Here is an 18066-nt window from a genome sequence, read left to right on the forward strand (position 1 = left end):
CAATATTCGGGTTATAGTTCACCAAATGGTTGAGAGTCTTTGTATGTTCGCAAAAGATTAACGTTTTGAGAACTGAGGCGCACGACGAGCACCTTTAAGACCGTATTTCTTACGTTCTTTCATCTATTCATATAATATGAAGAAACACGAAATAAAACAACCTTAACGTAGCAAGGTTTAATCTGTTTTTATTAAACAAGAATGAAATGATATAATATACTGTTCTATTTGTTTCGTGGTCAAAATGTGGTCAAAAAATAAGTATTAAAGAGGTATTGGAACGGTAAGGGCAACCCGATAGTAAGATGACAATGAATATCTACACCTTCGTAACTCAAAGAACAAACAGCTGCTAAAATTTCAAAAGTACATTGAGATTAATTTCTGGTCAAATGTAGTCAAAAAAATTTATATGATCAAAAAATAAGACTCCCAACCACTGGTGATGGGAGTTTTTGTAATTTTTAGGCTATTGGATGAAAATTATTTATTGTAAGATTTCCATTTTGAATGTATCTGTATCAAGTTTATTATATTCCTTGGATGAAACAGCAAGCATGATTAACGGCAGATCCCCTTCGTTTTTAAAAGCATGCACTACATAGGGTGTAACTTTTAAAATCAAATTATCACTTGATGAAATATTGATTTCTTCCAATGTTCCTGTATCCAGATTCTTCAGTGCAACCTTTGCCTTCCCACTAACAATCATAAAATATTCTAAAGTTTTTTTATGATAGTGGTTCCCTCTAACACTTCCCTTTTCAGAATACAGCAAGTACACCTCTTCAATTTGTACATTTTCCTCTAGCTGACTTTTCATTACAATTTTTTTTAGACTTCCTCGCTTATCTTCAAAAGGTTGAATGGAAATTAATTCAAACCCTTTCTCCATAATAACAACTCCTTCCACCCCATTACCGGCTTCCTTTATCTACCTGTTCCTATAAATTTTTCTTTATTTCTTGTATACCAATCAATAGTTCTTTTTATGCCATCATGGAGGCTTATTTTAGGTTCCCATTTTAAAACGTTTTTAATTTTAGTGGTATCAGGCTGTTGTCTCCAAACTTCATTTTTCCTATAAGGAAGTGCACCATAATTTGGTTTTTTATTAGGACTCATTACCTTGTAAATCATGTCAACATAGTGCTTTAGCTTATAAATAGTGCCACTGCCGATATTGAACATTTCGTTTTTAATAGTTTCATTTTGGGCAGCCAAAATAAAACCTTCAATAATATTTTCTATATAACAATAATCCCGGTATTGTTCACACGGAGTTAAATTAACTTCTTTGCCATCTAAATTAGATAAAATAATATAAGGAAAGAATTTATGGCTTCCCTCTTTCTCTCCAAATACACCAAAAGGCCTCAGAGTTACAATATCTATGTTATTTTCTGCAGCGATTTGGTGAGAAATAATGGAAGTTGAGGCTTTAGTACTTCCGTAAATACTATCGGGCTCTAAATGAGAGTTCTCTTTGATAATTTCCTTTTTATCACCGTACTCCATACAAGTACCTACATTAATAAATTTCTTGCATCCTATACCTTTTAAAGAATTTAACATATTCATTGTCCCTATGATATTGGTGTTAACTGCAGTTAAATAATCCTTTTGTCTAGAATCTACACCATACGCACCAACATGAAAAATATATTCAGGCTTAATCTGTTTTACGCAATTGTCAATTGAAACGGAATCTCTTAAATCAATCAGATGGATGTCAATATCCTTTTTTAATTCTTCAATTCTCCATAAATCGGATGATTCCCTAACTATAATGGATACATCGGCCTGTTCATTTACCATTTTTTGCACGACATGAGATCCAATGAATCCATTTGCTCCAGTAATTAAAACCTTTTGATTATAAAAATAATTAGTCTCTGCCATAAATTCCTCCATTGTTATTTTTCTGGATCAGGAGTTCTAGTGGGACTCTCCATGACTTTTACACCTGAAAACTGATGCGGCCATTGGTCTAAAAACCTTTGGTCTAACCATAGCTCTTCTTCTACTTTGTTAAAACACCAATTAATACAATCCTTCTTCCATTTGTACAGGCATTCTAGTCCGATTTCATCTCTGTTAAATCCTATTAGTCCAGCATCATACACACCATAATTCTTTTCTTCTTCAGTAGTAACGGGCCTCGTGAAAATTAAAAGAGAGCTCCCACGCTTCAATTCATAAAATAAGTTATTAAAATCTGTATAAAGGTTGTTATCAACGTCGGTATAAACAAGAGAATTTACTTGATAATTATTTTTAAATATATATGAAATAAAGGAAGGTTTTAATGTCCGGTAATATTCCTCAGGGTTTCGAGTATCTTTGATGCTTAATAACTCGTTGCCTTCAAGATTTGTTAAATTAAAAAGAATGACATGTTCTAAACTCAATTTGTAAAGGAAGGAATAGGTGCTCTCATCTAGACAGCAAATCCATAGTTGAAAATTGGGTGTATTCATCTTAAGGGAGTTTAAAAGTGCTAACCCTTGTTCTAGGGATTCTTTCCCTATAATTGTACAAAGGTTATATTTTTCTTTATCTGCTGACAAATTTATTTCAAGGTTAAAATAATTTCTTATATGATAATCTTTTATACTCTTTTCTTGGACGAAGTTACTGTCAACTTCTTTTATTTTATTCATCATTGCTATTGAGGCATTTATATAGGGAATATAAATATGCTTAGTGACGTCATCTCTGCAATTCATTACATAATTACAAATATCAAAGACATTGCCATCATAGTATTTAAACCCATAAAAATGGAAAAATATTATTTTTTCATTATTTATAAATATATTTTTGTCTGTTTTAATAACTGGACTTTCCTTTAACCTGTAATTTATGATATAAGGAGTAAGATTGACACCTACATTCTCAATAATACCAATATTCTGAAATCTCTTGGGCCAATCATTTGCATATACCTGATCGCTCCAACGTCCTTTTTCCCATCTGTCAAAACACCATTCTATCAGCTTCTCTCTAAACCAATGAAGGCAAACCATCGAATATTCATCTCTTTTAAAACCCATAAAACCGGTATTATAGATGCCGTTCGTTTCGCCTAATATACTATGTTCCTCAAGCCATTTTTCGGCTGTTAGCGTAACAGAGTATTCTCCCCATTCGGTAAAAATAGGTTCCGGATTCGAAAAAAAGAAGGTATCTCCGTCCAGCCATACAATATGATCGATTTCTTCGAACTGGTTAAATAGATATAGACATACCGACGCTTTAGCGGTCCAAATATATTCCTTGTCATTTCGAGAGCTTTTTACCGAAAGTAATTCTTTGTCTTCCTTTTCAATCTCTTCCAAACTTATTATGGTTGCATGAGTAAAGTTCATTTTCTCAAATAATTTTTTTGCTTCTTCATGAAGACATATCATAAAAAAATGAAAATCTTTATCATGTTGTTCAATTGAGTTGTATAATAATAAACCTTTATAGGCGTAATCCTCACTATACGTTGAGCAGTAATAATGTTTCAACTGTTCAAACTCCTTTCAAGTTTAAAATTTAGTCTGCAGCTTAGCTATCCCTTTAATCGTTAACTAATGGAAAATATAACGATAATCGAAAACGTTCTTTTTCTTTATCGACTCTTCATTTTTAATAAATTCATCCCAAGCTGTTAAAATTACAACATGATTAACCATTGAAAGCAGTGATGATAAGTTAGGAGAATATTGAATAGGAAAGCCATATACCTCTTTAAACTCTTCGTTTGCCATAGGATCATAGGCGATGATATTTGTGTATCCTTTTTGAAGCAAACCTTGAATGATAGCTTTTGCCGGTGTATCCCTAATGTCATTTGAATTTGGCTTAAATGCTAACCCGAGGATTCCTATATTTTCATTCTTTTCAACTTTTCTTTCTACATCACTGACAACAAATTCTTTAATGGCTTCATTTACTTTTAGGGTACTTGTTAATAGTTCTGGTGTGTAGGAATTCTTTAAGGACTGACTAACTAAAGCCATCGTATCTTTAGGAAGGCAGTAGCCGCCAAATCCACAACCGGGGAATACATAAGATGACATATTAGCTGGAGCGCCACTCCATCTTCTATCAAGATGTAAGACCTGAAAGGCTTTTTTTATATCAATATTCCCGATGGACCTGGCGATTAGTGACTGTTCATTTGCGAAACTGATAAGAGTTGCCAGCATCGTGTTAGATAAATACTTAATAAATTCAGCAGTATTTAAAGAAACCAGGTAAATCGGGGCATTAAAAGTTTGGTATATCTTTTCGACTATTTGTCCGCTTTTATCATCATCCTGGCCTATAACAATCCGATCTGGATTCATAAAATCGTCCCAAGCATATCCTTCTCTTAAAAATTCAGGATTATTGGTTAGGCCAATTTCAACACCAACCCTAAAACCTAAATTCTCCAGATACGGTTTAATCCTTTCACTTGTTCTGGATGGAGGAATAGTTGATTTGACCACTAATACTTTAAACTCCGGCTTTTTTATATAGCCTGCTACATTTTTAATTGCTTCCAAGATATATCCTAAATCCGCACTACCATCCGTTTTGCTCGGGGTTCCCACACAAAGAAAGATAACTTCACTGTTGATTACAGCTTCCTGTAAATCATCTGTAATCGTAAAACCTTTATTTAAGTGCTTATTTAATTTTTCATTAAGATTAGGTTCATAAAAGGGAATCTTACCATTTCTTAATTGGTCTTTCTTCTTTTGATCAATATCAAAACCGTAAACATGATACCCTTTCTCGCTAAATCCTAAAGCCGTTGTCAATCCAACAAATCCAAGGCCAATTACAGTAATCAATGAATATCACCTTCTTCCTTCAAAAAGGTTAGAAAGCGATCGACACCTTCAACTATTGATATTGCTGGGGAATAGTTTAAAAATTTTCTTGCCTTTGAAATATCAGGACATCTTCTTAAGGGATTATGTGTTAGATAGCTCTTTTCTTCCGATTCTTTAAATTCTATAGACTGATTAAAACCAAAATTGGCTGAGCCTGCATCCTTATAAATCTGAGCTAATTCTTTAATTGAAATTTCAGGTGTATCTATTCCTATATTAAAGTAGTCAAATGATTCATATAGTAGCGCCTTTAAATAACCAGTGATGGCATCTGTAACATAACAAAATGTTCGAGTTGGATTTCCGTCGGAGTGCATAATCAGTTTTCTATTCTCAATAATGGCTTTTGCAAAATCAGCAGGCACCCTTTTATCATTAAGTCTCATTCCGGGTCCATAATTATTAAATGGTCTGACAATTGAAATGGGTATACCAAATTTTTCGGCGTATAAGTAACATAGCGTCTCTCCGAATCGTTTTGCCTCATCATAGCATGCGCGCGGTCCGATCATAGCCACATTTCCTCTATACTCCTCGGAAGTCGGAATGTAATCCGGAAATGGATCACCATAAACTTCACTGCTGGAGAAAAACAACAACCCTTTAATGTTTTTATCCTTATAAAAATCTAACAAAGCTCTTAGTCCTAATACATTAGCATCCAAGGTTTCAAGAGGATATTTTCTATAAAAGGTTGGCGAGGCAATCGAAGCCATGTGGATAATAAAATCAACATCGTTAATTTTATTAGTATCAAATAATGAAAACTCAGTAATATCAAAAGTGTATAATTCAATCTTTGGATTTAAATTACTTAAATCTTTAATCCATTTGGGTTTACCTAGTTTAAAATTGTCAATTCCAATAATCTTTTTAATACCAAGCTCCGCTGAATAATCAGATAAAAATGACATGAAATAATAGCCTAAGAATCCGGCGCAACCCGTTATGAGGATTGATGAATCCTTAAGTTTTTCTATTTCTGTCTGATCAAGATTATTAAATATATATTGAAGATCTGACTGATAGATATTGTGTTTTTCATATAAATCCAAGTTATCTACCTCACATTCATTCTTTTAAATAAAACGATTGCACCAATTACAGAGGCATCCACTAAAAACTGTTGTTCTTAATTATTTTTATCCCATATTTTCCAAGGAGCTTTACTGGACTCCCACATTTCTTGTAAATATTTCTTATCCCGCAAAGTATCCATTGGATACCAAAAACCATTATGTTTATATGCCATTAATTGACCATCTTTAGCAAGGTTTTCTAACGGCTCCTTTTCAAATATGGTTTGTTCGCCGTTGCTCAGGTAATTAAATACTTCTGGCTGCAATACAAAAAAGCCAGCATTTATCCAACCGCCATCTCCATGTATTTTCTCCTGAAACTTCTCTACTTTCTGATCATTGGACAAGGATAAAACTCCAAACCTGCCCTGAGGCTGTGTAGTTGTTAATGTAGCCAGCTTCCCATGTGAGCGATGGAATTCTACTAATTCCTTAATATTTACATCACTTACTCCGTCACCATACGTCAACATAAAAGATTCATTACCAACATAATCCTGCACTTTCTTAATTCGGCCACCAGTCATTGTATTTAAGCCAGTGTCAACCAAGGTAACCTTCCAAGGTTCAACCGAATGCTGGTGAATAATAAATTCATTTCCCTTCTGAAAATCAAATGTTAAATCAGAATTATATAGGTAATAATTTAAAAAATACTCCTTGATTACATGACTCTTATATCCTAAACAGATAATAAAGTCGTTATAACCATAACTAGAGTAAAGCTTCATGATATGCCATAAGATGGGCTTCTCACCAATCTCTATCATAGGTTTCGGCTTTAAATGGGTTTCTTCACTTATTCTTGTGCCAAACCCTCCAGCTAAAATTAAGACCTTCACATTTTCTCTCCTTTCCTGACATTCTGCTTCTTTGTATAAACAAGTATTAGTTGCCGTGTCAATTTCTTAATAACTTATTCTTAATTTTGAAAATTGTTTAGGCATTATCCAATATTCAAAACACATTTTAGAAAGCAAAAGTTAAAATGAGGCTTACTCGAAACAGGAGAGGGCTAGGGAAAACTAACATCCAAATGTTAGTTAAACAAAGTTATAGACAAAATTGATCAAAGCGACTTTTTAAATCGTGAATAATTTCAACTGTCTGTTTATTTGTTGTGTCATAGAGATAGTTTTTGTTTGGTGAAAATTTTTTAAGTTTATATAATAACATTAAAGAGCCATCTATTAAAAAATCATCCCCTCTTTCATTTAATCGAGAAATAAGTGTATTTTCATCCGCACATAATACAACATAATAAATTTTTACATTTAAATCCGAAAAGTGTATGGGAAACCACTCTAATTCCGTTCTAACAACATAATCAATAATTACATTAATGTTATTTTCAACGAAATTCCATGTTAAAGAAAAGATATTTTTCCATACAAGTGACTGCTCTTCTTCCCTCGTTGGCGGGTTTTTTCCTTTAAACAATAATTTGATTTGGTCACCTTCTATTAATGCAACTTTATCCATCTCCTGGGCAAGTGCCTTTGTAACTGTCGATTTACCAACTCCATGTGGACCTGAAATAATATAAATGGAGCTATTGTTTCTATTATGCATATTAAGTTTCCTCTCCAGCGCCTAGTTAATAAGGAATTAAGGACTTCTATAAAGATTATGCGTATACAAATCATCTTGTGCTATGTAGACAAAAGCAATTTTTGTATAAAAAAGACCCCAAACCAAATTGGTTGAGAGCCTTTGGCAGCTCCTGGAAGTTACTAACCAGTTATTAGAAGCGCTGAAACTTAGATACCCAAACAACAGAGGAATTTAATAAGTTCGAGCCTGAATCTGCAACATTAGCACAAGGTTCTACACGTTTCAATTTATCTAAAACAGAATTATTGAAAATAGATGTATGGGTTCCTTCCAATGAGGAGCAACAGAAAATTGCTGATTTCTTGTCATCTGTCGATCAAAAAATTGAAAAAGAAAAAGAAAAACTAGAAGTTCTGCAAAACCAGAAAAAAAGCTTCATGCAAAATATGTTTATTTAACATCGAAAAAAGGCAAATGGGTATGTTTTAGTTCTTTCTTAAGGTACTAACCCTCAAAAGGGGGGATGTATATTCCTCCAATATGAAACATTTGCATGGTGCGACAAAAGACAGTTGGTTTGTACACTTAGCACTTACACCCGGGCAAACGGATTGGTTAGAAGCTGTCGATGATGAATGGTATAATAAATTATAATTTGAAATAATAAATAAAAGAAGCCGATTTTCCCAAGTGGGAATCGGCTTTTTTCTATAACCTTGTGAAGGATTGTACTTATATTAAACTGCCCGTTAGCCATCCATGCAGCACAAAATCATGCTGCACCACAGAGAATGAAAATGGTTAGGAAGTGTCAATACTATTACTGACCTTAATCCAGTCAACCCTAATCCATAGACTTATTAATTATTGCTCTCCTCTTTTTTTTAACAATTTAGAAGGGTCTTCTTAAGTATTGTCATTTTTCTAATCTTGAAGAAACTTATTTTCATGGTAGCTTAATTGAAATCCATTACAATGTAGTAAAAGACATTTTCTTATTCTTGCCTTAAACGCGATTATCCCGCTTAAAATTACGCCTGCTCCCACTCCTTTTGACGTCTGCCCCAAAGATATTCCTTGCCTCTGTTTAAAGCCCGTGAAAACAGCTCTGTATCCTTCTGAAGAAGGGAATTAATTTCTTCTGAAGTTAAAATCACTTTGCATTTCTCCAGCTGGATTATATATCTCGGCAAAACCGCTCACCCTTTCTCTATAACCGGTATACTTTCCATCTACTCTTAGGACGCTTTTGTTCAACTCTTGTAATATCGGTTTTAGTAAAGCAACGGTAAAGATACAGTAAAAACCTCGCGCGTTTTTGCCCCACTCTTTCACATCAATCGCTATGCTTTCCACTCTGAATAACTGTTATCCAGTAAATCGGTTAAAGATTCATCAAAAGATTTTTTCTCCCTCAATTTGATTTCAGTCTCCTCTTGCTTTAAGCTTACGATAGTTTTCATTTTCATGTCATATAATTTTTCTGTAGGAATCTCGGACAAATCCCGCTTTGCCAATTCTTCATTTAACCGGAATAATTCTTCCCCATACAATTCAATCCGCTTTTTCTTGGAAACAAAATACTTTTCTTGCAGCAACTCTAATTCAAACGCATAGCGGTTACTGATTTCTAGCTGCAATTCTTTGCCCCACTTAATTAGGGTAGGTTTACTAACTCCTAATTCCTTTGCAATATGTTCATAAGGCACCTCTTTAGCTCTCATTTCAATAAAGCGTTCTTTCTGATCCATTTTTGCTGCCGTAGCCATACTCCACTCTCCTTATATGTTTTGAATTATGCCTAAATTTACAGCATGGTTATTCAATCTTAAACTTTTTTCTATAATCATCTGTAACAAGTTTGATAAACTTGTTATTATTATATAAACGGCTATATACCCGCTCACCGATTGCAGTCGGTAAGTGTTGTACGTTAAAGTTGCTGGTGTAAATCGTTGGCTTCCCGATCCTAAGGTTAACGATTTCAAACAGTTTATTTTTACTCCAATCAAATTCATCACTATTTCTTGCTTCTGACCCCAAATCATCTAAAACCAAAAGCTCAAACTTTTTCAAATCATTTAATATCCTTTCTTCCGTTGTACTTGCCCCTTTTTGATAGGTGGCCTTTATTTTTGAGAGGAGCATACCTGTGGTCAAATGACCAACTAGATAACCCTGTTTTTTAAGTGTCCTTGCTATCGCAGTAGCTAAATGAGTTTTTCCTGTACCTGGGTTCCCCATAATTAAAAGATTATGTCGCTTTTCTACGACTTGGAATGCTTTTACATAATCCATTGCAGCCCTCTTGGCTTCATAAACACTTCCATAGTGCTCAACATAGAAATTCTTAAATTCAGCATTTTTCAAGTCCTCTGGAATATGCCAATATTCTTTTTCAAAACGGGAGGCCAATTGCTCATTTAAGCAAGTTTTGTTTCCCTCTAAAATTTGAGCCAATTCCTTCTGTTCCGTACACTTTTTACAATTTATCTCATGGTTTTTAATAGCAGGTTCCCATTCTTTCTGCCCAATGATACGGTATATCAGGTAGCTAGCATCTCCACCGCAAGCAATACATTTATCCTGTGACATCCTAGCCTCATAATCGTCTCGGTCCTTAAGTTCTTTAACAAAGTATTTAAGACTTCTTCTGAACCGTTCATACAGGAGGTAACTAATATCCTTCATAATTTTCACCCCTTAAAATGGAAATTCTTCCTCTAAAACTTTAATCTCCATTTTTTCTTTATCGGATAATGGCTTGTTTGAGCCTTTTGTTTTAACAAACATATTACTTAGGGTTGGAGCTGTTCCACTTTTTTTGCTCTTTGTCCTAGCATCAAAATTTGCATTATATATTTTTACGGCGCCCAGTGTATAAAGTTCTAGGTTGTGAAGATTTTTTAGAATGGATTCCACGTATGCTGTTGGGTTTTTTGGGGATTGTAATTTTGCTCTTCTAATAGTTTCACATATGATTGCTTCGGGTTCCTGAAATTGACTGTTTTCTATCCAATAACGAAAATTTTCAATTATCATCGGCGAAGGTGTACCAAATAGTTTTTCATATTCCAAATAAGGATTAGGCTTTTCTGATCGATTAACATTTTCTTTTAATATTTTTTTATTTATTTCTTGTTTGTCTATTTCACCATTAGTTCCCTTGATATTTTTACCTAAGGTACTAATGTCTCTTTCACCATTGTTAATTTCGCCAACTGATTTACTAACCCAATCATCATGGTTTTTATTAAATGTAATTTTCCTGGTGTTACCAGACTTAATCTTCTGAAATATTAGCTTCCTTACTTCCAGGCTTTTTAACTCACGTTGAATCTGACGTAAATCACAACCTGTAGCCTGACTAAGGAATGTAAGAGACATTTCGTGCTCTTTTCTGTTAAATCCATAGGTGTATCGCCAAATCACGAATAACAAGCGGTATTGTGTTGGACTTAATTTTATTTTGGCTAGCTCCTCAAACAATTCATTGGCTATCTTTGTATAGCCGTTCTCAATTTGAACATTGGCCAATTCACCTCACCCACTTTTGTTGCTACTTTTTTGAATTACTTCGCAGCCAATTCTGTAAGTCATTGCGATTAATTCTAATGACTTGCCCCCTTTGGAAAAAAGGAATTTCCTTATTGGCTATCATTTTTCGTACTGTAGGCACGCTTACTTTTAAATAATCAGCCGCTTCACGTATAGTGAAGATTTCTTCTCTTCCGCTTTCATTTTGCATTTCAGATAACATTTCTTGAAGCACTTCTTTTAATTCATTTCGATTAATTAGGATTGTACCTTCTGGTAATTCCAATTTGAAATTCAATTAGATAACCTCCTAATCAATTTCCTTATTTTGATTTAAACAAAAATATTCAACTGGCTTTCCTAAGGTAACTGCGATCTGATTTATGGTGGAAATCCGAATATTACTTTTAAATCCTTTTTCGATCTCACTAATGGTTTTCCGGGTTACCCCTGACTCATCCGCTAATCTAGTTATAGTCCAACCCTTTTCCGCCCTGGCCATCAACACTTTTTTTCCATCAATATGGTGATTGCATCTGATATACCGTATACATTCCACTTTAACCCCTCCTTAATTTCTCATTTTGAGTACATTTTTATATTAACATCCCAATTTGAGTAATTTCAAGTTGATTTTTGTACTCAAAGTGTGTAATATTGTATTGTAATTACTCATTTGGAGGTACGGTAGGATGATTGGAGAGCGTATTCGAGAACTTAGGAAAAGGAAAAAATTGACCCTAAGGGAATTAGCCCAAGAGTTAGGAGTCCCTTTTACTACATTAGGTAATTATGAACGTGGAGATAGGCAGCCAGATTTTGATTTTGTCCTCGCTGTCGCCAAATATTTTGGAGTATCCATGGATTATCTTACTAAAGGAGATGAAGCAGAAAATTACGATGAGTATAAAACAAATCGTTACACAGAAGACGTTCAGGTAATGCTTAACAGAGCTGATCCCGAAGCAAAAGAATTAATCTTGGATTTACATGACCAGTTGTTTTTAATAGCGGCTAATCTGAGTGGTAAGGAATTAGAGCAATTACTAGAAATTTTCAAATCAATTTATCAAATGAAAATCGCTTTTGGAGTGGGTATTACAAAAGAGACAGTCCCACCCTCAACAATATATGAAATAGTAAAATCGTATCTCAAAGAAAAGCAGGAGATTAATATTCATTTGGACCAGCTTTTTGAGTCTTTTACAGGAAAAAGCGTTAAATAATCAAGTTAAACTAAAGAAGATATTATGAGGTGATAAGGTTGGCTTCATTTCAGAAGTACACAACAAAACAAGGACAACTGTGGATGTTTAAACTGGACACAGGTATTAATCCTGAGACAGGAAAAAGGCAAACAACTACACGTAGGGGGTTTAACACAAAGAAAGAGGCTCAAGCGACAGCAGCTAAGCTGGAACAAGAAATAGCAAATGGTTTGTTAATTAATAATAATAACCGTACTTATGAAGACGTTTTTGAACAATGGTTTGCTAATCATTCTAATACCATAAAAGCTAGCACGAAAAAAACCATTGAATCTAAATTTACAAGGCATCTTTTACCTCGCTTTGGAAAATTAAAAATGAAGGATATCTCAAAATCATATTGCCAAAAGATGATTAACGAAATAGCTAATTCTATTGCTTCTGTAAATGATATAAAGATCCAGGCAAATCAGGTTTTCAAATATGCCGTTAAAATGGACATTATATCAAAAAATCCTATGGAACATGTAACCATACCCAAACAGCAAAATGGATTATTAAATGAGGAAACCGAATTTGAGGAACGCAATTACTGGACAAAGGAAGAGGTGAAAAAGTTTCTTTCTATTACAAAAAGGGAAATTTCAATTCGGGATCATGTTCTTTTTCATCTGTTAATTTACACCGGGGCTCGGAAAGGTGAATTATTAGCCATTTCATGGGATGATATTGATTTTGAAGCCGGCTCTATCCGCTTTTGGAAAACCCTATTCCACACTAACGGAAAACACCTCTTTCAAACGCCAAAAACAAAGAATTCTAAGCGATTAATTAGTTTAGATGATAAAACCCTTGCCTTGCTTAAAAAGTGGCGTATATGCCAAATGGAAGAGGATTTTGCCAACGGAATAATAAATGGTGGAAATAATCTCGTTTTTACAAGGGAAGATGGAATACCTTTACGCTTAGCATATCTTAATGAAAAGCTAAAAATTATAATTAAGAAACACAATCTTCACTCTATAACTATACACGGTTTACGCCACACTCACGCCTCCTTATTATTTGAAGCTGGTGCGAGTATAAAAGAAGTACAAGAGAGGCTAGGACACACTGATATTAAAATGACAATGAATATCTACACCCACGTAACTAATACCCTTAAAGAGCAAACCGCTTCAAAATTTCAAAAGTATATAGAGTTTTGATTTGTGGTCAAATGTGGTCAAAAAACTTTTCGTGGTCAAAATGTGGTCAAAAGCGCTTTTCGGGAATAAAAAAGACCCTTTCCACAGTAGTGAAAAGAGTCTTGAAACGTTGATAATTAACGTTTTGAGAACTGAGGCGCACGACGAGCACCTTTAAGACCGTATTTTTTACGTTCTTTCATACGTGCATCACGAGTTAATAATCCAGCGCGCTTTAATGTTGGACGGAATTCAGGGTCAGCTTGAAGTAATGCGCGAGCAATACCGTGGCGGATTGCGCCAGCTTGACCAGTGTATCCACCGCCGCTTACGTTTACAAGAACATCATAGCTTCCAACTGTTTCAGTAGCTACTAATGGTTGTCTTACAACAACACGTAATGCTTCAAATGGGATATAATCTTCAATTCCACGACTATTTACAATAATTTTACCTGTGCCTGGTACTAAACGTACACGTGCAACAGAACTTTTACGGCGACCTGTACCGATATATTGAACTTGTGCCAAGTTAATTCCCTCCCTCTTTATTAACCGCGAAGTTCGTAAACTTCAGGTTGTTGTGCTTGGTGCGGATGTTCGCTGCCAGCATATACATGTAATTTTTTAAACATTTGACGGCCAAGAGAATTCTTTGGAAGCATACCTTTAACAGCAAGCTCGATCATTTTCTCAGCATAGTTAGTACGCATTTCTAGAGCAGTTCTTGTTTTTAAACCACCTGGATGCATTGTGTGACGGTAGTAAATCTTGTCAGTTAATTTCTTTCCAGTAAGTTCTACTTTTGAAGCATTAAGAATAATTACATTATCACCAGTGTCAACATGTGGTGTAAAAGTTGGTTTGTTTTTACCACGTAAAATTGATGCTACTTCAGAAGCAAGACGTCCAAGAGTTTTGCCCTCAGCATCAATTACGTACCATTTACGCTCGATAGTGTTGGCATTTGCCATAAACGTTGTACGCATGAGTTTCCCTCCTAATTTAAATCCATAAAAGATTATTGTTTTCGCACTTTTAAAGTAATTAGAGTCCGATTCTGTTCCGGGAATGAACATCTAATACCCTTGTGCGGTTAAGTTTGTATTCATATATTTTCAATCACGATGAAGACTTTCCGGGGCTTTATCGTGGGATTAAAAACACGCACATCTAATATAATAAAACCTGCGGGTCAATATGTCAAGAAAATGTTACACCAGGTGAAGTTGTTTAGCTCATTTTATTCATAAAAGACTTCCCAAAGATATAAACCATGACCTGGAGCTGTCTTTCCCGATAGCCTCCGGTCTTTATGGGCTAATATAATCGGAATATCTTCAGGACTGCGTTCACCTGATCCCACCTCTAATAAAGTTCCAACTAAAATACGAACCATATTATACAAAAAGCCATTTCCAACAAAACGGATCGTCAGTAACTCATCCTTACGTGTAAAGTCAATCGATTCAATCGTTCGAACTTTATCAACTACTTCCGTCTTTGCCGCACAAAAACTAGTAAAGTCATGTGTACCAAGGAAAAGTTTACTTGCCTCCTCCATCGCCTGGAAATTTAAACGGTATGGATATTGATAAGCAAATTTCCGCTGAAAAGGATCTCTTTTTTGAGATAAATGAAGAACATAGCGATATTCCTTCCCTTTCGCGTCGAAGCGAGCATGAAAGGACTCGGTGACAGTAACAACCTTTAGAACGGAAATATCTTCAGGCAGCATGGAATTCAATGCTTTCTCCCACTTGTCAGCTGGAATCAGTAGTGGTGAATCAAAATGAATAACTTGTCCTTTTGCGTGGACACCGGCATCCGTTCGACCTGAGCCGACGACTTTCACCGTATCACCCTTATGCATTTTTGATAAAACAGCTTCTAATACAGACTGTACGGTTCGCTTATTTGGTTGGACCTGATAGCCGGAAAAGCCCGACCCGTCATAGGAAATAATACATTTATACCTTGCCATGGTTTCGCTCCATTATGAACGTAATAAAAATAGTAGGATCGATAGAAGGACTAATATCCCCATCTGTAAGGAATCCGTTATTTTCCAGGATAATTCCCGGTATTTTGTTCTTCCTTCCCCGCCTTGATATCCTCTAGCCTCCATAGCGATCGCTAATTCCTCCGCTCGTTTAAAGGAACTGACAAACAATGGGATAAGCAGTGGAATGACGGCTTTAATGCGTTCCTTAAAAGGGCCGCTAGCAAACTCAACGCCACGGGCTATTTGCGCCTTCATTATTTTATCCGTTTCCTGCATAAGTGTAGGAATGAACCTTAAGGAAATAGACATCATTAATGCCATTTCGTGGACAGGGAAGCGGACCTTATTTAAAGGATGTAACAGCGTTTCAAGGCCATCGGTAATCTCAATTGGGGTGGTGGTTAACGTCAACAACGACGTCATTAAAATTAAGAAAAAGAATCGCAAGGAAATAAAAATCCCCTGTCTGACCCCTTCCTCGTAAATTTTTACTGGACCTAGTTCAAATAAAAGGGTACCTTCTTTCGTAAAAAAAAGTTGCAGCACCAAGGTAAAAAGAACGAGCCAGATGACTGGTTTAAGACCGCCATATAAAAAGCGTACCGGGACCCGCGACAATCCAAGCATTAAAAAAGTATAAATTCCAATAAGTGCATAGGTTACGACATTGTTTGCTAAAAAAATAACACAAACAAATAGAAAGATGATCATTAATTTTGAACGAGGGTCCATTTTATGAATAATAGAATCTGCCGGGACATAGCGCCCAAAAATCATTTTTTCCATCATGAGTGAACACCTCTACTTAATACCTTAGTAACAGCAGCTGACAACTCATCAATGGTTAGAAAAATTTCCTCAAATTTCATGCCAAGTTTCTCCTCAAGCTTCAGTTGAAACCGAACGACCTCAGGAACATCAAGTCCCATTTCAACGAGCTCAGTCGGTGCGGAGAAAATCTCTTCTGGTGTCCCTTTATTGGCAACCTTCCCTTGCTGCATGATCACAATTTGGTCTGCATATCTAGCAGCATCTTCCATACTATGTGTAACAAGAATGGTAGAAAGCTTTCTTTCCTTATGAAGAGAAAAGAACATATCCATAACTTCTTTTCGGCCTCTTGGGTCTAAACCCGCAGTAGGCTCGTCCAGGACAATAACATCGGGCTCCATTGCAAGTACTCCTGCAATTGCGACGCGGCGCATTTGTCCACCAGAGAGGTCAAACGGTGATTTATTTAGTATATCTTCCTCTAGACCCACTTGTTTTAAAGCAACCCGTGCCCTTTCCTTTGCTGCTGTTTCAGAAACCCCAAAATTCAACGGCCCAAAAATAATATCTTTTTCCACCGTCTCTTCAAATAATTGGTGTTCAGGAAATTGAAAGACGATGCCAACTTTTTGCCGGACTTTTTTTAAGTTCTTATTTTTTTGCAAAGCTTTAATTTCATGTTCGCCAATTGCTACAGTTCCTTTTGTTGGTTGAAGGAGAGCGTTTAAATGCTGCAGGACTGTTGATTTCCCTGACCCGGTATGACCAATAATCGCCATATACACACCTGAAGGAATATCAATAGACACATCCTCAATGGCCAGTCGTTCAAAAGGAGTATTGACTTGATAACGATAATCTACATGTTTGAGCGAGATGTCCATAACTCTTTCACCAACTCTTCTTCCGATAAATAGTGCCTAGATAGATCGATTCCATCATTCCTTAAAGCTTTCATCATTTTCACTGAAAAAGGAATATCTAACCCTAACTGAACCAATTGTTCATCCATAGAGAAAATCTCTTCAGGTGTACCCTCCCGGAAGACCTCCCCTTTGTTCATGACGATGATTCGATCCGCCTTAGCTGCCTCTTCTAAATCATGTGTAATCGAGATAACGGTCAATGATTTCTCTTCTTTTAATAATCGGACGGTCTCTAATACCTCTTCGCGTCCTCTTGGATCAAGCATGGAAGTTGCTTCATCAAGTATGATGATCGATGGCCGTAAAGCTAGTACACCAGCTATTGCCACACGTTGCTTTTGTCCGCCTGATAGATGGTGGGGCTCTTGATATAGAAACTTATCCATCTTAACTCTCTTTAACGAATCCTCGACCCTTGTGACCATTTCGTCTCTAGGAATGCCGTTATTTTCTAGACCAAAAGCCACATCATCCTGTACTGTCGTTCCAACAAACTGATTGTCAGGGTTTTGAAAGACCATCCCTAATTTTTTACGGATATCCCAAATTGACTCTTCATCCAGCTTTATTCCGCAAACTGTAATCTCACCTGTTTGTGGAAATTGCAGCCCATTTAGGAGTTTTGCCATCGTGGATTTTCCTGACCCATTATGACCGACAATCGCGAGCCATTCTCCCTCATATATATCAAAAGAAACATTGTTCAAAGCATAACGTTCTTGTGCGTCATATTGAAAAGATATTCCATTAAGAGATACAATCGAGTTTTTCACAGATAATTCCTCCTCTCAGCTAAACAATTCTCTGCTCATTATTTCTTTTACATATAAAAAAAAGCCTGCACCTCGTCCCTATGCAGTTTCGCTTTAAACTGCGATGTAAGGAATTTCTATAAAAGAAATGAGAGGAGGTGCATGAGCTAGACG

Annotated in this window: 21 protein-coding genes and 3 pseudogenes; 4 read left to right on the forward strand and 20 right to left on the reverse strand. The window is 35.7% G+C overall.

All coding sequences use genetic code 11. The features are described 5' to 3' along the window. Positions 1-57: 57 nt before the first annotated feature. The 8 genes and pseudogenes from rpsI (J7E66_RS11265) to J7E66_RS11300 form a co-directional block, all read right to left on the reverse strand. Positions 58-123: pseudogene (gene rpsI / locus J7E66_RS11265) on the reverse strand (30S ribosomal protein S9); the annotation flags it as partial. A 364-nt stretch (positions 124-487) separates the two neighbouring features. Continuing rightward, positions 488-895 carry a polysaccharide biosynthesis C-terminal domain-containing protein gene (locus tag J7E66_RS11270; protein WP_215000084.1) on the reverse strand — a complete coding sequence of 136 codons (408 nt, stop codon included), beginning with the start codon at positions 893-895 and terminating at the stop codon, positions 488-490. Positions 896-930: 35 nt separating this feature from the next. Then, a complete protein-coding gene (locus tag J7E66_RS11275) occupies positions 931-1902 on the reverse strand; it encodes an NAD-dependent epimerase/dehydratase family protein (RefSeq protein WP_215000086.1) in 972 nt (323 codons plus the stop codon). A gap of 14 nt (positions 1903-1916) precedes the next feature. Next, a complete protein-coding gene (locus J7E66_RS11280; protein ID WP_215000088.1) occupies positions 1917-3515 on the reverse strand; it encodes a glycosyltransferase in 1599 nt (532 codons plus the stop codon). A gap of 63 nt (positions 3516-3578) precedes the next feature. After that, the gene (locus J7E66_RS11285; RefSeq protein ID WP_215000090.1) at positions 3579-4832 is read right to left on the reverse strand and encodes a UDP-glucose dehydrogenase family protein; all 1254 of its coding nucleotides are present in this window, start codon (positions 4830-4832) and stop codon (positions 3579-3581) included. Beyond that, positions 4829-5929 (reverse strand): NAD-dependent epimerase/dehydratase family protein, encoded by a 1101-nt coding sequence (locus J7E66_RS11290; RefSeq protein ID WP_215000092.1) that lies wholly within the window; start codon positions 5927-5929, stop codon positions 4829-4831. Before J7E66_RS11290 ends, J7E66_RS11285 begins: the two co-directional genes overlap by 4 nt. 77 nt (positions 5930-6006) lie before the next feature. Next, positions 6007-6795: a glucose-1-phosphate cytidylyltransferase gene (gene rfbF, locus J7E66_RS11295; protein ID WP_215000094.1), complete on the reverse strand. Its 789-nt coding sequence runs from the start codon at positions 6793-6795 to the stop codon at positions 6007-6009. A 211-nt stretch (positions 6796-7006) separates the two neighbouring features. Then, positions 7007-7525, reverse strand: a complete 519-nt coding sequence (locus J7E66_RS11300; protein WP_215000096.1) for an AAA family ATPase — start codon at positions 7523-7525, stop codon at positions 7007-7009. Positions 7526-7779: 254 nt separating this feature from the next. On the opposite strand from J7E66_RS11300, the pseudogene J7E66_RS32850 reads away from it, so the two are divergent. Then, a pseudogene (locus J7E66_RS32850) lies at positions 7780-7965 on the forward strand (restriction endonuclease subunit S); the annotation flags it as partial. Between the two features lie 52 nt (positions 7966-8017). Continuing rightward, positions 8018-8161, forward strand: a pseudogene (locus J7E66_RS11310) (cupin domain-containing protein); the annotation flags it as partial. A 377-nt stretch (positions 8162-8538) separates the two neighbouring features. Here the strand turns inward: J7E66_RS11310 and J7E66_RS32290 are convergent. From J7E66_RS32290 to J7E66_RS11335, 6 genes are all read right to left on the reverse strand, one after another. After that, positions 8539-8664 carry a hypothetical protein gene (locus J7E66_RS32290; RefSeq protein WP_285289214.1) on the reverse strand — a complete coding sequence of 42 codons (126 nt, stop codon included), beginning with the start codon at positions 8662-8664 and terminating at the stop codon, positions 8539-8541. 186 nt (positions 8665-8850) lie between these two features. Continuing rightward, positions 8851-9276: a helix-turn-helix domain-containing protein gene (locus J7E66_RS11315; protein WP_215000098.1), complete on the reverse strand. Its 426-nt coding sequence runs from the start codon at positions 9274-9276 to the stop codon at positions 8851-8853. Positions 9277-9325: 49 nt separating this feature from the next. Further along, a complete protein-coding gene (locus J7E66_RS11320; RefSeq protein WP_215000100.1) occupies positions 9326-10198 on the reverse strand; it encodes an ATP-binding protein in 873 nt (290 codons plus the stop codon). Positions 10199-10210: 12 nt separating this feature from the next. Further along, on the reverse strand, positions 10211-11044 hold the full coding sequence (locus J7E66_RS11325) for a replication protein (protein ID WP_215000101.1): 834 nt from the start codon (positions 11042-11044) through the stop codon (positions 10211-10213). A gap of 22 nt (positions 11045-11066) precedes the next feature. Next, a complete protein-coding gene (locus J7E66_RS11330) occupies positions 11067-11342 on the reverse strand; it encodes a helix-turn-helix domain-containing protein (protein WP_215000103.1) in 276 nt (91 codons plus the stop codon). A 12-nt stretch (positions 11343-11354) separates the two neighbouring features. After that, complete coding sequence (locus J7E66_RS11335) at positions 11355-11603, reverse strand: helix-turn-helix domain-containing protein (RefSeq protein WP_215000105.1); 249 nt, start codon at positions 11601-11603, stop codon at positions 11355-11357. A 133-nt stretch (positions 11604-11736) separates the two neighbouring features. On the opposite strand from J7E66_RS11335, the gene J7E66_RS11340 reads away from it, so the two are divergent. Both J7E66_RS11340 and J7E66_RS11345 read left to right on the forward strand, forming a co-directional pair. Then, positions 11737-12270 carry a helix-turn-helix domain-containing protein gene (locus J7E66_RS11340; RefSeq protein ID WP_215000107.1) on the forward strand — a complete coding sequence of 178 codons (534 nt, stop codon included), beginning with the start codon at positions 11737-11739 and terminating at the stop codon, positions 12268-12270. Between the two features lie 38 nt (positions 12271-12308). After that, positions 12309-13460: a site-specific integrase gene (locus J7E66_RS11345; protein WP_215000109.1), complete on the forward strand. Its 1152-nt coding sequence runs from the start codon at positions 12309-12311 to the stop codon at positions 13458-13460. Between the two features lie 116 nt (positions 13461-13576). Here J7E66_RS11345 and rpsI (J7E66_RS11350) read toward each other — a convergent pair whose 3' ends face one another. The 6 genes from rpsI (J7E66_RS11350) to J7E66_RS11375 form a co-directional block, all read right to left on the reverse strand. After that, positions 13577-13969 (reverse strand): 30S ribosomal protein S9, encoded by a 393-nt coding sequence (rpsI, locus tag J7E66_RS11350; RefSeq protein ID WP_215000111.1) that lies wholly within the window; start codon positions 13967-13969, stop codon positions 13577-13579. A gap of 20 nt (positions 13970-13989) precedes the next feature. Then, positions 13990-14427 carry a 50S ribosomal protein L13 gene (rplM, locus tag J7E66_RS11355; protein WP_088085008.1) on the reverse strand — a complete coding sequence of 146 codons (438 nt, stop codon included), beginning with the start codon at positions 14425-14427 and terminating at the stop codon, positions 13990-13992. Positions 14428-14681: 254 nt separating this feature from the next. Further along, complete coding sequence (truA, locus tag J7E66_RS11360) at positions 14682-15422, reverse strand: tRNA pseudouridine(38-40) synthase TruA (RefSeq protein WP_215000126.1); 741 nt, start codon at positions 15420-15422, stop codon at positions 14682-14684. Positions 15423-15434: 12 nt separating this feature from the next. Then, complete coding sequence (locus J7E66_RS11365; RefSeq protein ID WP_215000128.1) at positions 15435-16232, reverse strand: energy-coupling factor transporter transmembrane component T family protein; 798 nt, start codon at positions 16230-16232, stop codon at positions 15435-15437. Continuing rightward, positions 16229-17098 carry an energy-coupling factor ABC transporter ATP-binding protein gene (locus J7E66_RS11370; RefSeq protein ID WP_215000130.1) on the reverse strand — a complete coding sequence of 290 codons (870 nt, stop codon included), beginning with the start codon at positions 17096-17098 and terminating at the stop codon, positions 16229-16231. The genes J7E66_RS11365 and J7E66_RS11370 overlap by 4 nt, the downstream gene beginning before the upstream one ends. Beyond that, positions 17074-17913: an energy-coupling factor ABC transporter ATP-binding protein gene (locus J7E66_RS11375; RefSeq protein WP_215000134.1), complete on the reverse strand. Its 840-nt coding sequence runs from the start codon at positions 17911-17913 to the stop codon at positions 17074-17076. The genes J7E66_RS11370 and J7E66_RS11375 overlap by 25 nt, the downstream gene beginning before the upstream one ends. Between the last annotated feature and the right edge of the window lie 153 nt (positions 17914-18066).

This window comes from Bacillus sp. ISL-7 (assembly GCF_018613065.1).

Bases quoted from the DNA above. Each gene is read 5' to 3' on its own strand.
- J7E66_RS11270 (WP_215000084.1), bottom strand. From the start codon at position 895: ATGGAGAAAGGGTTTGAATTAATTTCCATTCAACCTTTTGAAGATAAG.
- J7E66_RS11275 (WP_215000086.1), bottom strand. From the start codon at position 1,902: ATGGCAGAGACTAATTATTTTTATAATCAAAAGGTTTTAATTACTGGA.
- J7E66_RS11300 (WP_215000096.1), bottom strand. From the start codon at position 7,525: ATGCATAATAGAAACAATAGCTCCATTTATATTATTTCAGGTCCACAT.
- J7E66_RS11315 (WP_215000098.1), bottom strand. From the start codon at position 9,276: ATGGCTACGGCAGCAAAAATGGATCAGAAAGAACGCTTTATTGAAATG.
- J7E66_RS11320 (WP_215000100.1), bottom strand. From the start codon at position 10,198: ATGAAGGATATTAGTTACCTCCTGTATGAACGGTTCAGAAGAAGTCTT.
- J7E66_RS11340 (WP_215000107.1), top strand. From the start codon at position 11,737: ATGATTGGAGAGCGTATTCGAGAACTTAGGAAAAGGAAAAAATTGACC.
- rplM (WP_088085008.1), bottom strand. From the start codon at position 14,427: ATGCGTACAACGTTTATGGCAAATGCCAACACTATCGAGCGTAAATGG.
- truA (WP_215000126.1), bottom strand. From the start codon at position 15,422: ATGGCAAGGTATAAATGTATTATTTCCTATGACGGGTCGGGCTTTTCC.
- J7E66_RS11365 (WP_215000128.1), bottom strand. From the start codon at position 16,232: ATGATGGAAAAAATGATTTTTGGGCGCTATGTCCCGGCAGATTCTATT.
- J7E66_RS11370 (WP_215000130.1), bottom strand. From the start codon at position 17,098: ATGGACATCTCGCTCAAACATGTAGATTATCGTTATCAAGTCAATACT.